The following is a 15,326-nucleotide window of genomic DNA, read 5'->3' as shown; positions in this document are numbered from 1 at the left end:
CCGAGGAAGAAGTTCCGCCAGATCGGCATCAACGGGACCACGGCCAGGTCCTGGTACACGGTGGCAATGCCGACGTCGAGGGCGTCCCTGGGCGAGTTGAACTTCCGCTCCTCGCCCATGATGTGCAGCACGCCTTCATCATGCTGGTGGAGGCCCGCGATGATCTTGATCAGCGTGGACTTGCCCGCACCGTTGTCCCCCAGCACGCAGGTGACCCGGCCGTTGTCCACGGCCATGGTCACATCGCGCAAGGCGATGATGTTCCCGTAGTGCTTTCCGATCTTGTCCAGGGACAGCAGGTGCACGGGCGTGTGGGTCAGCGGATCCTTTTCATCCTTGAGCAGTGTCTGTTGGTCGATCTGTTTGGCATTCATTGGTCCGCCCCTTACTTGAGATCTGCGCGGCGCTTGACGATGAGGTTGACGATGGTGGCCAGCAGCAGCATCAGGCCCAGGAAGAACTTGAACCAGTCCGGGTTCCACTGCGCGTACACGATGCCCTTGTTGGCCATGCCGAAGATGAACGCACCGATCGCACCGCCCACCGCCGAACCGTAGCCGCCCGTCAGGAGGCAGCCGCCGATGACCGCCGCGATGATGTAGAGGAACTCGTTGCCCACGCCCTCACCGGACTGCACGGCGTCGAAGGCGAACAGGTTGTGCATGCCCAAGATCCAGCCACAGAAACCCACCGCCATGAACAAGCCGATCTTGGTCTTGGTCACCGGCACACCCACCGCACGGGCAGCGTTCGCGTCACCACCGACGGCGAAGATCCAGTTGCCCACCTTGGTGCGCAACAGGACCCAAGACGCAATGGCAACGAGGATGATCCAGAAGAACACCGTGATCTTGACCTCGACGCCGCCGATGCTGATGGACGAGGCGAATACCGCGTGCGCGGAATCGAATCCGTCGAGCTTGGAGATGGACGGCGAGGACACGCTGCCGCCGATGAGGCGGGTCAGGGCCAGGTTGAGGCCCGTCAGCATGAGGAAGGTCGCGAGCGTGACGATGAAGCTGGGAAGTTTCGTCTTGACGAGGATCCAGCCGTTGATGAAACCGATACTGAGGGAGACCACAAGCGCCAGCACAACGCCGACCCATGCGTTCAGCGAGAAGTTCCAGCTGAATAGGGAGGCAGTCAGTGCGGACGAGATCACGGCCACACCGGTGGAAAGGTCAAACTCTCCGCCGATCATCAACAGCGACACCCCCACCGCCATGATCCCGATCGTCGAGGAACCATACAGGACCGTAGCCAAAGCATTCGGCTGCGTGAAGGTCTGGGACACCGAGGCGAAGAAAATGAACAGGACAACCGCCCCTACCAGGGCACCGACTTCGGGCCTCGCCAAAAACTTCTGGACCGGGCTGCGTCTGCCGATCCGCTCATCGCCGGGCGTCGAAGCCGGCGCCGGCGGCAGGGTTGCTGTGTTTGCCATAGGAAGAACTCCTTGTTGGTCAGGCCGCGCGGCGGTCACCCGCCGCGCGGCCAGAATCCTGGATCTAGCGGACGCCCTGCTGGGCGAATTTGAGGACATCGGAAGCGTTGGACTTGTCCACGATGGTGGGACCGGTCAGGACAGGCTGGCCACCGCCGAGCTTGAATCCTCCGCGCTTGGCCTGCCAAAGGGAGTCAACCGACATGTAGCCCTGAAGCCACGGCTGCTGGTCCACAGTAAAGATCACCGCGCCATCCACGATCTTTTGGGCGAGTTCCGCGTTCAGGTCGAAGCTGGCCACCTTCGCAGAACTGCTGGCGTCCGTGACCGACTTGAGGAGAGTGAGGGTGATCGGCGCGCCCAGACCGATGATGACGTCTGCATCCTTGGCTGCCTGGAGCTTCGCGGTGGCGGTGGACTGGACCGCGGTCATGTCCTTGCCGTCGACGTACAGGATCTCCGTTCCGGGCACCTTCTCCTTGACGCCGGCACACCGTGCTTCGAGGCCGACGTGGCCCTGCTGCTGGATCACGCAGACCGGGTGCTTGAAGCCCTGGGAAGCGAGCCTGGTACCCACTGCCTCGCCAGCGAGCTTCTCATTCGAACCGAAGTGAGTGAAGGCCCCGAGCTGCGCGGAGACGCCCTCACCGGCGTTGAGGCTCACCACCGGGATACCGGCATCGACGGCCTTCTTGAGGACGTCCTTGAGGGCATCCGGAGTGGCGAGGGTGACGGCGATGCCGTCAACCTTCTGGTCGATGGCCTGCTGGACGAGCTGCGCTTGGCGCCCGGCTTCAGGGTCGCTTGTGTAGAGGAGGTCAACATTGTCCTTCGCGGATGCTTCCTCTGCGCCTTTGCGGACGATGTCCCAGAACGTGTCTCCCGCGGCGGCGTGGGTGATGAGGGCCACCTTCATGCGCGGAGTGCTCACGGCCTGTCCACCACCGGCGGCGTTGCCGCTGTCAGCCGGCTTCCCGCCTTGGCTGGAACAAGCACTAAGAGCCATCATCGGAACGACGGCCGCCACAAGTGCCGCCTTCCGCCAGGAAAACTTCTTCACGATTTATCTCCTTTGATAGGGGTTGCGGCCCTGCCACTCTGCAGGAGCTCAAAGCCCTCTACACAGATCATGGTGACTCGGCTCACAGATGTCAATACTTTGTCCTGACATTAGGATGTTTTTACGTGAGATAGTCATGCGAGCTCCCGCGAACAGCGCCGAATGGGGGCTAGCGGGTCACCCGGGCCGTGGTACTTCGCAGCACCAGAACGGGTTCGATCAAGGTCTTCTGGGGCTCAATGGCCGGATCCTCGATTCTGGCGAGCAGCCTGTGCGCGACATCAATCCCGACAAGGTCGCTGCGGTTGTCCACTGAGGTGAGGTCCAGGTACCTCGACTTGGCCAACGGCGAGTTGTCATAGCCGATCACGGAAACGTCGCTCGGCACGCGAAGGCCCCGGGCCTTGAGGACGGCAAAGGCGCCCATGGCCATGGTGTCGTTGGCCGCGAAGATCGCGGTAATGTCCGGATAGCGTTCCAGGAGCCAGGAGGCGCCAGCGTAGCCATCTTCCTCGGAAGTGCCTTGGGACTCGGCAATCAGAAGCTCGACGCCGGCGGCCCGGATCTCCCGCCGGAAACCGGCGCGCCGGTGGGCTGACGCGCCGTCGGCCCCTGACAGATGGCCGATGCGGGTATGGCCCAGCCCCAGCAGATGGTTGGCAGCCATGCCGCCCCCGCCGTCGTCGTCGTTGGTTATCAGGTCGGCGCCGATCGGCACCCCCTTGCGCCACCCGGCCACCACCGTAGGAACCCCCGTCCCGTCAAGCATGGACTCGCTCGGCTCCGCGGCAATGACAAGCGCGTCAACATGCAGAGCGAGGAGGCCGTCCGTGGCATCCTTGATACGGTTCTCGCCAGGCCGGGAGTCGGCCAGCATGACGTGGTAGCCCAGGTCAGAGAGGACGGACTCCATGCCCCTCAGGAGGTCCACGAACCACAGGTTCCGGTAGTCGTCGATCAACAGCCCGATACTCTTCGTCCGGTTGCTCGCCAATGCAGTCGCGGCACGGCTGGGACGGTAGCCGAGCTCCGAAATTGCCGCCTGGACGGCTTCACGGCGCTTGTCGCTAACCCTCTCCGGCGACTGCAACACCAAGGACACCAACGACGGCGAGACGCCGGCATGTTTGGCAACGTCATAGATGGTCGGGCGGCGGGTTTTGGGACGTGTCGCGCTCATGTTCGGGGAACCTTTCTTCTCTTCTGCCTAGACTATCCATCGGACATTGACAGGACATACTCACATGGTTAAGCTTTGAGTCCAGTGCTAAATTGTAGCGCTCCAAAATGCCAGAGGGGTGTTCGGCACCCAGGCTGAATTTCGAAGGAGAAATCAATGGCTGAGAGCCTAGGGGTCGCCGTCATCGGCGCAGGAATGGCCGGCAAGGCACACGCGGCGGCGTACCGCACAGCGTCTACCCTTTACAGCCCGGCGCTTCCGCCGGTGCGCCTCGTATCGATCGGCTGCGAGAAGCCACTGAGCGACTCCCTCGAGGACGCCCGTGCCATGGCGGAGGCCGCCCGCAACGCTTCAAGCATCGCGCGCATTGGCTTCACCTTCCGCCGCACGCCTGGCATCGCCTACATCCGCGACCTCATCCACAACGGGGTGCTCGGAAACGTCCTGCACTTCAGCGGCCGCTACTGGACGGACTACGGATTCAGCCCCTCGGCTCCCATGAGCTGGCGCTACAAAGGCGGCCCCGGCTCAGGTGCGCTGGCCGACGTCGGAAGCCATCTGGCGTACGTCTCCGAGTTCCTTTGCGGCGACATCAAGTCCATCACCGGTGGCCGCCTCAGCACCGTGATCGGCAAGCGCCCGCTGCCGCTCGGCGCCGTCATGGGACAGGACCATGCAGCGGTGAGCGACACCTTTGAGGCTGTTGAGAACGACGACTACGCGGCCTTCAACGCGGAGTTCGAAAGCGGAGCGGGAAGCTTCGAGGTCTCCCGCGTTGCCGCCGGGCACGCCAACAGCCTCAACTTCGAAGTGTTCTGCGAGAACGGCGCCGCCAAGTTCGACCAGCGCCGCCCCTCCGAAATCCAGCTGTTCCTCAACGATGGCTCGGGCAACGAGAACGGCTACCGCCAGGTCATCCTTGGCCCGGGCCATCCCTACATCGCCGGCGGCCTCGCCATGGACGCTCCCGAGGTCGGATTCGGCCAGAACGACGCCTTCGGCTACCAGGCCCGGGCGTTCCTCGAAGAGGTTGCCGGCCTTCCGGAGGCCGAGTCCCTCCCGCGCTGCGCGACGTTCGACGAGGGCGTGCGCAACATGGAGCTGCTCGGCGCCGTCACCGAATCCGCGCTCAACAACGGAAAGAAAATCACGCTATGAAACTCGGCGTCTACAACGCAATCCTGCACGACCGGCCGCTTCCCGAGGCCCTCAAAGTCATTGCCGACCTCGGGCTGACGGGCATCGAGATCAACACGGGCGGATTCCTGCCCGCCGTCCACGTGCCCACCATGGACCAGATCCTCGTCTCGGATGCCGCGCGGGATGACTACCTCGGCATCTTCGAAGGCACCGGCGTCTCGATCGCGGGCCTCAACTGCAACGGCAACCCGCTGCACCCCAAGCCCGAGATCGGTGAGAAGCACGCCGAGGACATCCGCCGCTCCATCCGACTCGCAGAGCGCCTCGGCCAGAACCGGGTAGTGACCATGTCTGGCCTGCCCGGCGGTGAGCCTGGCGCGACCGTGACGAACTGGATCGTGAACGCGTGGAACTCCGCTGCGCTCGATGTCCTTGACTACCAGTGGGGCGTCGCAGCCAAGTTCTGGCGCGAGACCGACCGCCTGGCCGCGGAGCACGGCGTCAAGGTGGCCCTCGAACTGCACCCGCAGAACATCGTGTTCAACACCGCCGACGTCCGCAAGCTCATCGAACTCACGGAAGCCACGCATGTGGGCGTCGAACTGGACGCATCGCACCTGTTCTGGCAGCAGATGGATCCCGTCGCGGTGGTCCGCGAACTCGGCCCGCTGGTTTTCCAGGCAGCCGCGAAAGACGTCCGCGTGAACACGGAGAACGCCGCCCTCTACGGTGTCCTCGACAACAGCTTCCGCCGGCTCTCGCCGGAGGAAAACCGCACCAACCTCGGCGGCGACGAGTGGGCCAACGAGTGGCCCAAGAACTCCGCGTGGGACTTCGTTGCCCTCGGTCGCGGCCACGACACCGCCTACTGGACCGAGTTCCTGCGCTCCCTGCACGAAGTCGATCCCGGCATGCTCGTTAACATCGAGCACGAAGACACCTCACTCGGCCGAATCGAAGGTCTCGAGGTCGCCGCCAATGTCCTGCGGGACGCCGACGCAGCGCTCACCGAGTCGCTGAACGTGACGGCTTAGCAACTCAGCGAAACCAGCCAGCGCCAGTGGGGGCTCCATCCGATGTTCGGTTGGAGCCCCCACGAGTTTTGGTACACGACGTCGTCCCGGAAGACCGCGATTCTGCCATGAGATCGTGAGCGAGCGTCGGTCAAAAGGGCGTCAAAGGTGAGCGAGCGTCGGTCGATGCAACGCTCGCTCACATATCCGGCCTTAATCACCAACGCTCGCTCACATATCCGGCCATAAACACGGAAGGGGGCGGCGAGAAAATCGCCGCCCCCTTCCGTGTCCCCTCTACTGGACCTTGGCTATGTACTTGCCCATCGTCTCCAACTGGTATCGGGACACCTCGTTGGCGTTGTCGTCCTCGGCGAAGACGCTGGACACCATGACCGTGTTGTCCTTGTCCAGGAAGCCGATTTCCTTGAGTCCGCCGAAGAACTCGTCCCAGTTGACGTCGCCGTCGCCGATCTTGAGGTGCTGGTGCACGCGCACGGCGTTGCCGGGCGGGTTGGTGATGTAGCGCAGCCCGTGGGAGGCGTGGTGATCCATGGTGTCGGACACGTGGACCAGGCGCAACTTGTCCCCCGCGGCCCGCATGATGTCGAGCGGTTTGTTGCCCATGTGGAAGGTGTGCGAGGCAACGTAGACCATGCCGATGTTGGGCGAGTTCACGCCACGTATGACACGGAGGGCCGCAAGTCCATCCTCCACGAAGTCGTCCGGGTGCGGGTCAATGAGGACGTCCAGGCCCTCGCGTTCGATGATCGGAAGGAGCTCTTCCATAGAGCGGTAAAAGGCCCTCTCGGACTCCTCGGCCTTTTCCGGGCGCCCGCTGAATTCGGTGTTCATGGTCTGCACGCCAAGATCGACCGTGATCTGGATGGCCCGCTTCCAGTAGCGGACAGCGGCCTCGCGGGCGTCTTCGTCGGGCCCGGACCAACGCAGCACAGGAAGCACCGAGGCGATCTGGACGTCGGCGTCCTTGCAGGCCTTCTTCAACTGGCCCACCAGTTCGTCGTCGGCCTTGGGGTGGTTGAAGAACGGGATGAAGTCAGCGTGCGGGGTCAGCTGGAGGTATTTGTAGCCGAGATCGGCGGCCAAACGCGGAAATTCCAGCAGGCTGTGGCTGTGGTGGAACGGGGTGGGGTCGAGGGCAATCTTCATGGTCACTCCTACTTGTACAGCTCAGGCTTGGCATTGAGCTGTACTGCGACCTTTTCGCCCGACTTCTGGGCCTCGACTCCGGCTTCGCAGCAAGCAGCGGTGGCGTAGCCGTCCCAGGCGGTAGGACCGCCGATTTCGCCGCGGCGGGCGGCGTCCACCCAAGCCTGGACCTCGACGTCGTACGCGGCACCGAAGCGCTCTTCGAAACCGGGCGTGACCTTGCCGCCCCAGCGGCCGGCGCTGCGGACGTAAGGACCGCCATCGCCGCCGATGTTCACGATGCCGTCCTCGAAGGAGGCCTGGGTGGCGACTTCATAGCCGAACTTGGCGTTCACGTAGATTTCGACGTCGGCCAGGACGCCGGACTCGGTCTCGATCAGGACGTGCTGGGGGTCGTGCTGGCCGTTCGGTGCGTTGCGTGTTGCCTTGCCCAGGCGGACCTGCACGGAGGTGATTTCCTCGCCGGTGAAGAAACGGATGGCGTCGAACTCGTGGACCACGGAGTCGTTGATGAGCATCTCGTTGGTGAAGCCCTCGGGGGTGTTCGGGTTGCGGTGCTGGTGGTGCAGCATGAGCAACTCGCCGAGTTCACGGTCGCGGATCACGGAGCCCAAAGCGGCGTATTCGGCGTCGAAGCGGCGCATGAAGCCCACCTGGATGCGCTTATGGCCGAGGGCGGTTTCGGCCTGCACAACTTTCCAGGCGCTCTCGGCATCCGGAGTCAGCGGCTTTTCGCAGAGGATCGGGAAGCCCTTCTCCAGCGACTTGTAGAGGATTTCCTCGTGCAGGAATCCGGGGGTGGCAATCAGCACGGCGTTGACGTCACCGTTGCTGAGGGCCTCGTCAGCGCTGGCGAGGGCCACCGCGCCGTCGATCCCTGCGATGGCGGCCTGCGCGCGGGCGAGGTCGACGTCGACGACGGCGGCCACCTCGGCGCCGTGGATGCGGGTGCTGAGCCGCTTGATGTGGTCGGCGCCCATGCGGCCTGCGCCGATGACGGCCACGCGGAGAATGTCAGTCAATGTTCTGTCCTTAGGTGTCTGGGCTGCTGTGCTACTGCACGGTGGTGCGGGAACCGCACGAGAGCAGGTAGTTGCGGGTGCGCTTGGCGATAGGCATGGGGACGTCGAAGGCCACGGGGTACATGTCCTGTTCCACAATGCCAAAGATTGGTCGGTTGAGTCCTTCAACGGCTTCGATGACTGCTCGGAGATCCGGGAGGCCGTTCGGCGGTTCGGTCATGACGCCGGCCAGGTTGGCTGCGGCCCACGTCATGTTCTCCTCGTTGACTTGTCTCAGGACGTCCGGGTTGATCTGCTTCAGGTGCAGGTAGCCGATGCGGTCCGGGTAGTTCTTAATCAGTTCCAGGCTCGACGCGCCGCAGTATTCGGCGTGTCCGGTGTCCAGGCAGAGGTTCAAGTACTGGGGATCGGTCTCGGCGAGCAGGTGCTCGATATCCGCTTGGGCGCCGACGTGGGAATCAGCGTGGGAGTGGAATTGCTGCTTCAAGCCGAAGTCTTCGAGCAGCACCTTGCCCATGCGGTTGTGGCCGGCGAACAGGTCATCCCACTGCTGCTGAGACAATTCGCCGCTCTCCACCGCCTCGCCCGTGACGTCGTCGCGCCACATGGCCGGTATGACGACGATGTGCTCACCACCCATGGCTGCGGTCAGCTCGGCAACCTTGCGTGCGGGCTCCCAGGCTTCCTCGTATTGTGCGGCACCACGGTGGAACGCCGTGAAGACCGTTCCCGCCGTCACTTTGAGGTCGCGCTGCTTGAGTTCCTCGGCCAGGCGGGCGGGATCGTTCGGCAAGTAGCCATAGGGGCCAAGTTCGATCCACTTGTAGCCGGACTCGGCCACTTCATCGAGGAAGCGCTCCCACGGAGTCTGCTGGGGGTCATCCGCGAACCAGACGCCCCAGGAGTCTGGCGCTGTACCGATGATGAGTTTGTTCTCTGTCATTTCTCAATCCTTGTTCGAACGGCTCTCCTCCGGCCCAACTGACTCGCATTTGTTGTCGTTATGAGGGCCCATAACGACAACTATTGCGAGTCAGTTGGGTGGCGGTGGGGATTAGTTGGACGGGAAGTTGTAGGAGGCGCCGGAGGCGTGGGTGGGCTCGGGCCAGCGGGAGGTGATGACCTTGCCACGTGTGTAGAAGGAGACGCCCTCGGGTCCGTAGATGTGCTTGTCGCCGAACAGCGAAGCTTTCCAGCCACCGAAGGAGTGGTAGGCCACCGGTACCGGCAGGGGCACGTTGATGCCCACCATGCCTACTGTGACTGCGCGCTGGAACTTGCGGGCGTTCGCGCCAGAGGACGTGAAGATCGCGGTCCCATTGCCGTAGGGGTTGGAGTTGATCAGCTTGATGCCCGCGTCCAGGTCCTCGACGCGGACGACGACGAGGACGGGTCCGAAGATTTCCTCGGTGTAGGCGGTCATTTCGGTTTTGACGTGGTCGATCACGGTGGGGCCGACCCAGAAACCTTCCTCGTGGCCGGGGACCACGAGGTCGCGGCCGTCCACGACCATGGCCGCGCCGGCGGCTTCGGCTTCGGTGACGATCCGCACGATGCGTTCCTTGGAGGCCGGGGTGATGACCGGGCCCATCTCGGCGTCGGGCTCGGTGCCGTTCTTGACCTTCACGGCCAGGGCGCGCTCTTCGACCTTCTTGACGAGCAGATCGGCGGCATCGCCGACGGCGACCGCAACGGAGATGGCCATGCAGCGTTCCCCGGCGGAACCGAACGCGGCAGCGGCCAGGTGGTCGGCAGCGTTGTCCAGGTCGGCGTCGGGCATGATGATCGCGTGGTTCTTCGCTCCGCCCAAGGCCTGGACCCGCTTGCCGTGCGCCGTCGCGGTCTCGTGGACGTACTTGGCGATCGGGGTGGAGCCGACGAAGGAAATGCCGTCCACGTCCGGGTGGGTCAGGAGGCCGTCCACGGTTTCCTTGTCGCCGTGCAGGACCTGGAAGACGCCGTCGGGAAGGCCGGCCTGCTTCCACAGCTTCGCGAGCAGCATGGACGCGGAGGGGTCGCGTTCGGAGGGCTTGAGGATGAACGCGTTGCCGGTGGCGATAGCCATCGGGGCCATCCACAGCGGCACCATGACGGGGAAGTTGAACGGGGTGATGCCGGCCACGACGCCGAGCGGTTCGCGGAAGGAGAAGACGTCGATGCCGGTGGAGACCTGGTCCGAGTAGTCGCCCTTGAGCAGTTGCGGGATGCCGCAGGCGAATTCGATGACCTCCAGGCCGCGCCCGATCTCGCCCTTGGCGTCGGAGATGACCTTGCCGTGCTCTGCCGTGATCAGGGCTGCGAGTTCGTCCACGTGCGAGGCGACGAGTTCGCGGAACTTGAACAGGACCGCGGTGCGCTTGGCCAGGGAGAAATCGCCCCACTTTTCGCTGGCGGCCTTGGCTGCGGCGACGGTGGCGTCCAAATCGGCCCGGTTCGCCAGGCGCAGTTCCGCGGAAACTGCGCCGGTGGCCGGGTTGTAGACCGGCTGGCTGCGATCGCCTGCGCCGGCAGTTTCAACACCGTTGATGAAATGCTTGATAGTGGTCAGGGTGGTCGTCGACATGTGCGGACTTCCTTGTCTGTAGCTTGAAGGGAGCTTGAGGGGTTAGCCGAGCAGCTTGCGCTGGCGGTTCTTGTGGTCTGTGTACGTCTGGTAGGCCTGCTGGGTGGATTCGAGTTCGGAGACCTGCGAGACGGGAACGTCCCACCAGGATTCGGAGCTCGGGGCGTCCAGCAAGGGGTCCGATTCGACGTGGATGACGATCGGCCCGCTGTCTTCCGGCGCCGCTTTCGCGTCGCGGATTGCCTGTTCCAGTTCGGCGATGACCTTCTCGCCCGGCTCGATCCGGATCACCTTGGCACCGAGGCTTTCGGCGTTGAGGGCAAGGTCGATGGGCAGGTTCGCGCCGGCGTCGAACGAGTGCTGTTCCTTGTCCAGGACCCGGTACTGCGTCCCGAAGCGTTGCGAACCCAGCGACTCCGAGAGCGAGCCGATGGAGGCGTATCCGTGGTTCTGGATCAAGACCACGATCAGCTTGATGCGTTCAGCGACGGCGGTGACCAGTTCGGTATGCATCATCAGGTAGGAGCCGTCCCCCACCATCACGACGACGTCGCGATCCTTGCCGCCCGCGGCGGCCTCGGCCAACGCGGCGCGCTTGACGCCCAGGCCACCGGGGATTTCGTAGCCCATGCAGGAGTAGGCATATTCGACGTGATAGCCGAACGGATCCCGGACGCGCCACATCTTGTGCAGGTCACCCGGCAAGGACCCCGCGGCGCAGATGACTACGTCTTGCTCATCCATGGCCCGGTTGGTGGCGCCGATGATCTCGTTCTGTGCCGGCAGCGGGGTGTGGCGGGTATCGAAGGCCTCGTCAACGATCGCGTTCCAGCGCTTCTTCTCCGCCGCGATCTTCTGCTCCAGGTCCGCGCCCACGCGGTAACCGCCGAGCGCCTGGTTCAACTTGACCAGGGCCTTGCGGGCGTCGGCGACGATCGGCAGCACGGTGCCGTGCTTGTAGGCGTCGATCGCGGCCACGTTGATGTTCACGAACGTCACGTCGGGGTTCTGGAAGGCAGTGCGCGACGCCGTCGTGAAGTCCTCGTAACGGGTGCCGATGCCGATGATCAAGTCAGCCTCGGCAGCGATCGCGTTCGCCGCCGTCGTGCCCGTCGAGCCTATGGCTCCGAGGGAGAACTGGTGGTCCCACGGCAGGACGCCGACGCCGGCCTGGGTGTTGCCCACCGGGATGCCGGTCAGCTCGGCGAACTTGGCCAGTTCCTCGTTGGCGAAGGCGTAGAGGACACCACCGCCCGCAATGATCAATGGCCGTTTAGCTGCACGGATGGCCTCTGCGGCGCGGCGGATATCGTCGTCGTCGGCTTCGGGGCGGCGGATCCGCCACTCACGCTCAGCCAGGAATTCCTCGGGTACGTCCAATGCCTCGGCCTGGACGTCCTGCGGCAGCGAAATGGTCACCGCACCGGTCTCGGCCGGGTCCGTCAGGACGCGCAGGCCGTGGTGGAACGCGGAGAACAACTGCTCCGGGCGGGACACCCGGTCGAAGAACTTCGAGAGCGGACGGAAGGCGTCGTTGACCGTGATGTCGTAGGCGTAGGGCAGCTCGAGCTGCTGCAGCACCGGGTCCGCCGCGCGGGTAGCGAAGGTGTCGCTGGGCAGCAGCAGGACCGGCAGCCGGTTGGTGGTGGCCAGCGCCGCACCGGTCAGCAGGTTCGACGAGCCGGGACCGATCGAGGTACTGATGGCGAACGTCTGGCGGCGGCGCGTGTGCCGGGCGTAGCCAACGGCCTGGTGAGCCTGGGCCTGCTCGTTGCGGCCTTGGTAGTACGGCATGATGCTCGGGTCTGCGGCCTGGTACTGCTTGAGCGCCTGGCCCACACCAGCAACATTGCCGTGGCCGAAGATCCCAAAGGTGCCCGGGATCAGGCGCTCCCGGTACTCGTTCCCGCCCACGGTATCAACCGTGTACTGCTTGGACAGGAACTCGACAACCGCCTGGGCGACCGTCATTCTGCGCGTTGACATTACTCTTACTCCGATACTTTCGCAGGTGTCTTCAGCAGCTCCGCCGTCTTCAAGAGCGAGGCGGCGGTGGCTACGGCCCCGGCAACGTCCCCGTCGGCCGGATACAGAAGGGTCCGTCCCACAGTCAATCCCTGGACTCCCGGCAGGGCAAGGGCAGCCTGCCAGCTGGCAAAGACCTCATCCTGGCCCGCATCTGGATCCCCGCCCAACAGGACCGTGGGCAGCGTGGTGGCGGCCATAACGCGCTCCATCTCGGCCACAACCGGCAGTTTCATCCAGGTGTAAGCGCTCGTGGAGCCGAGGCCTTCGGCGATCGCGATCGACTTGATCACGGCGTCCGGGGAAAGGTCATTGCGGACCTTGCCGTTTGCCTCGCGGACCGACAGGAACGGTTCCACCATGGCGATCAGCTTGCGCGCCGCGAGGGAGTCCACCGCCTTCGCCGTGGCCTCCAGGATCTTCGCCGTGTCCGGGTCCCCGAGGCAGATGCGGGTGAGCATCTTGCCGCCATCGGCGCCCAGGGCGTCCAGGGCAGCTGCGGTGTGGCCAGTGAAGCGGTCATCGATTTCGTTGACCAGGCCAGCCAAGCCGCCACGGTTCATTGAACCGAAGACGAGCTTGCCCTCGAGGGCGCCGAGGAGGAGCAGGTCATCCATGATGTCGGGGGACGCCAGGACACCGTCGACGGCGGGATTCGCCAAAGCGATCTGCAAGCGGTCCAGGAGCTCGCGGCGGTCGGCCATGGCCACCGGATCCGAACCGACGCTCAGGGCGCCGCGGGCAGGGTGGTCGGCGGCCACGATGAAGTTCTGGGTCCCGTACTTCAGGCCGGGGTGGCGGCGGCGCGCGGCGGCGGCGCGGGCAACGGCGTCGGGATCTTCAAGCCGGATGGCGCTCAGGTGCTCGTAACGGCGGGGATCATCATTGAAGCTCAACGTGTTGCTCCTTCGGAAACTGCTGCGTGCGAAGCCGCGGCATTGGGGCCGGCCGGCGTCAGGCGGCCGCGTTCGACGAGCAATGAGGTGACTTCTTCCGGCGTCGGCATCGCGTCCGCGCAGGAGACGCGGGAGGCGACGATCGCGCCGGAGGCGTTGGCGTAGTCCAGGATCTGGGCCAACGGCCAGCCGGAAAGCAGTCCGTGGCAGAAGGCTCCGCCGAAGGAGTCGCCCGCGCCCAGGCCGTTGACGGTCTCCACAGGGACCGGTGCGGAGACGACGCGCTCGGTGCGGGTCTTGGCCATGACGCCTTCGGGGCCGAGCTTCACGACGGCGATCTCGACGCCGGTGGCCAGAAGGCGGTCGGCCTGTTCGTCCGGGGTTCCTTCACCGACAGCGACGGCGCATTCCTTGTCATTGCCGATGGCCACCGTGACGTGCGGAAGGATCTTGGCGACCTCCGCCCGGGCCTCGTCCTCGGAAGCCCAGAACATGGGGCGGTAGTCCAGGTCCAGGATGGTGTACTGGCCCTCGTTCAGGCCGGTGCGCGGCCGGGCTTCGTGCGCCGCGAGGTGGGCGGAACGGCTGGGCTCCTGGCAGAGACCGGTCACGGTCGACCAGAAGATGCCGGCGTCCTTGATGGCGTCCAGGTCCAGTTCCTCGGCCTTGATCTGCAGGTCCGGTGCCGTGGGGAAACGGCCGTAGAAGTAGAGCGGGAAGTCGTGCGGTGGCTGGATCGCGCAGAAGGTGGCCGGCGTTTGAAGGCCCGGCACCGGGGTGACGAAAGCGTCGTCGACCTTGAACTTGCGCAGTTCGCGGTGCAGGTAGATACCAAAAGGGTCATCGCCAGTGCGCGTGATGACGCCGCTGCGGCGGCCGTGGCGGGCGGCAGCGACGGCAACGTTGGACGGCGAGCCGCCAAGATACTTGCCAAAGGACTGCACGTCCTCCAGTCCCACACCGATGTCGTTCGGGTAGATATCAACGCTGATGCGCCCGATGGTGAGCAGTTCGTGGGTCACGGTGATCGCGGACCTTTCTGTAGTGAACTCTTCTTGCGGGACGGTGAGAGCTCCGGTGCTTTTGCCGGCCCGCAGTGAGCGGGGCCACAAGCACTACTTTGCACCAGAATTCATGTCCTGTCAAAGGTTTGTACTGACATATTTACAACGAAACGTAATGGCTGGGATTGCGTCTTGATTTGGGTGTGAATCCGCGCCAAACCCCGGAGTTAGCGGGCGGGAACAGCGAGCTCGCCCGTGACATACTGTGCGCGACCGAACCCAAAGGACCAGTCATCAGCGGTGTTTTCGACGTAACCCAGGAAGACGTCCTCGCCGGCAACACCAATCTCACCAAGCTCGGCGGCAATGGCGGCGAAGAGGGACTGCTTTGCTTCGCGACTACGACCGCCCTGGGTGAAGATCTGGATCATGATCACGCCAGAACTTCGTTCGAAGCCGAGCCCGGCATCTTGGGCGAAGATCTGGCCCTGGGGGTGTTCGGTGATGATGTGGAAGTAGTCCCGCTCGGGGATGCCGTACTCGGCGAGGATTGCATCATGGATCCGGCGGCTCAGTTCGGCGAGCTGCTCCGGGGTGCGGCCTTGGTTGACGTCGATGCGAACGAGGGGCATATGCTCTCCTTGCGTAGTTTGTCCTGACATACTAACAAACTATCTCAGGAGCTCACAAGGGAGGGTTAGTCGCGCCACTCTCTCCTCGGGCGGGGCACCACCGACGCTGGATCACTTATCCGGCCTTAAACATCGACGCTCGATCACATGATGTGATCGAGCGTCGTTGAAACGACC

At 64.2% G+C, this 15,326-nt stretch carries 14 protein-coding genes; 2 read left to right on the top strand and 12 right to left on the bottom strand.

The window, feature by feature from the left end:
• From AC1DLO_RS12290 to AC1DLO_RS12275, 4 genes are all read right to left on the bottom strand, one after another.
• A partial coding sequence (locus AC1DLO_RS12290) for an ATP-binding cassette domain-containing protein (RefSeq protein ID WP_476891869.1) occupies nucleotides 1–374 on the bottom strand: 374 nt, incomplete at its 3' end.
• An 11-nt stretch (nucleotides 375–385) separates the two neighbouring features.
• Nucleotides 386–1,444, bottom strand: coding sequence for an ABC transporter permease (locus AC1DLO_RS12285; RefSeq protein WP_184737753.1), 1,059 nt, complete (start codon nucleotides 1,442–1,444; stop codon nucleotides 386–388).
• 64 nt (nucleotides 1,445–1,508) lie between these two features.
• Nucleotides 1,509–2,504 (bottom strand): substrate-binding domain-containing protein, encoded by a 996-nt coding sequence (locus AC1DLO_RS12280; protein ID WP_184737755.1) that lies wholly within the window; start codon nucleotides 2,502–2,504, stop codon nucleotides 1,509–1,511.
• A gap of 169 nt (nucleotides 2,505–2,673) precedes the next feature.
• Nucleotides 2,674–3,684, bottom strand: coding sequence for a LacI family DNA-binding transcriptional regulator (locus tag AC1DLO_RS12275; RefSeq protein WP_184737757.1), 1,011 nt, complete (start codon nucleotides 3,682–3,684; stop codon nucleotides 2,674–2,676).
• 156 nt (nucleotides 3,685–3,840) lie between these two features.
• Here AC1DLO_RS12275 and AC1DLO_RS12270 point away from each other — a divergent pair, with 156 nt between their 5' ends.
• Both AC1DLO_RS12270 and AC1DLO_RS12265 read left to right on the top strand, forming a co-directional pair.
• Nucleotides 3,841–4,842 carry a Gfo/Idh/MocA family protein gene (locus AC1DLO_RS12270; RefSeq protein WP_476891870.1) on the top strand — a complete coding sequence of 334 codons (1,002 nt, stop codon included), beginning with the start codon at nucleotides 3,841–3,843 and terminating at the stop codon, nucleotides 4,840–4,842.
• Complete coding sequence (locus AC1DLO_RS12265; protein ID WP_476891871.1) at nucleotides 4,839–5,858, top strand: sugar phosphate isomerase/epimerase family protein; 1,020 nt, start codon at nucleotides 4,839–4,841, stop codon at nucleotides 5,856–5,858. Before AC1DLO_RS12270 ends, AC1DLO_RS12265 begins: the two co-directional genes overlap by 4 nt.
• 276 nt (nucleotides 5,859–6,134) lie before the next feature.
• Here AC1DLO_RS12265 and AC1DLO_RS12260 read toward each other — a convergent pair whose 3' ends face one another.
• The 8 genes from AC1DLO_RS12260 to AC1DLO_RS12225 form a co-directional block, all read right to left on the bottom strand.
• Nucleotides 6,135–7,007, bottom strand: a complete 873-nt coding sequence (locus AC1DLO_RS12260; RefSeq protein WP_476890138.1) for a sugar phosphate isomerase/epimerase family protein — start codon at nucleotides 7,005–7,007, stop codon at nucleotides 6,135–6,137.
• A gap of 8 nt (nucleotides 7,008–7,015) precedes the next feature.
• Nucleotides 7,016–8,029: a Gfo/Idh/MocA family protein gene (locus AC1DLO_RS12255; protein ID WP_476890137.1), complete on the bottom strand. Its 1,014-nt coding sequence runs from the start codon at nucleotides 8,027–8,029 to the stop codon at nucleotides 7,016–7,018.
• Nucleotides 8,030–8,060: 31 nt separating this feature from the next.
• Nucleotides 8,061–8,972 (bottom strand): sugar phosphate isomerase/epimerase family protein, encoded by a 912-nt coding sequence (locus tag AC1DLO_RS12250; RefSeq protein WP_184737767.1) that lies wholly within the window; start codon nucleotides 8,970–8,972, stop codon nucleotides 8,061–8,063.
• Nucleotides 8,973–9,083: 111 nt separating this feature from the next.
• Nucleotides 9,084–10,592: a CoA-acylating methylmalonate-semialdehyde dehydrogenase gene (locus AC1DLO_RS12245; RefSeq protein ID WP_476890136.1), complete on the bottom strand. Its 1,509-nt coding sequence runs from the start codon at nucleotides 10,590–10,592 to the stop codon at nucleotides 9,084–9,086.
• A 42-nt stretch (nucleotides 10,593–10,634) separates the two neighbouring features.
• Nucleotides 10,635–12,563, bottom strand: coding sequence for a 3D-(3,5/4)-trihydroxycyclohexane-1,2-dione acylhydrolase (decyclizing) (gene iolD, locus AC1DLO_RS12240; protein ID WP_476890144.1), 1,929 nt, complete (start codon nucleotides 12,561–12,563; stop codon nucleotides 10,635–10,637).
• A gap of 20 nt (nucleotides 12,564–12,583) precedes the next feature.
• Nucleotides 12,584–13,513: a Cgl0159 family (beta/alpha)8-fold protein gene (locus AC1DLO_RS12235; RefSeq protein WP_476890135.1), complete on the bottom strand. Its 930-nt coding sequence runs from the start codon at nucleotides 13,511–13,513 to the stop codon at nucleotides 12,584–12,586.
• A complete protein-coding gene (gene iolC / locus AC1DLO_RS12230) occupies nucleotides 13,510–14,535 on the bottom strand; it encodes a 5-dehydro-2-deoxygluconokinase (RefSeq protein ID WP_476890134.1) in 1,026 nt (341 codons plus the stop codon). Before iolC ends, AC1DLO_RS12235 begins: the two co-directional genes overlap by 4 nt.
• A gap of 209 nt (nucleotides 14,536–14,744) precedes the next feature.
• Nucleotides 14,745–15,149 (bottom strand): tautomerase family protein, encoded by a 405-nt coding sequence (locus tag AC1DLO_RS12225; protein ID WP_476890133.1) that lies wholly within the window; start codon nucleotides 15,147–15,149, stop codon nucleotides 14,745–14,747.
• Nucleotides 15,150–15,326 lie beyond the last annotated feature (177 nt).

This window comes from Arthrobacter sp. 01T419 (genome assembly GCF_056398865.1).
This window is presented reverse-complemented; position numbering and strand designations above follow the sequence as displayed.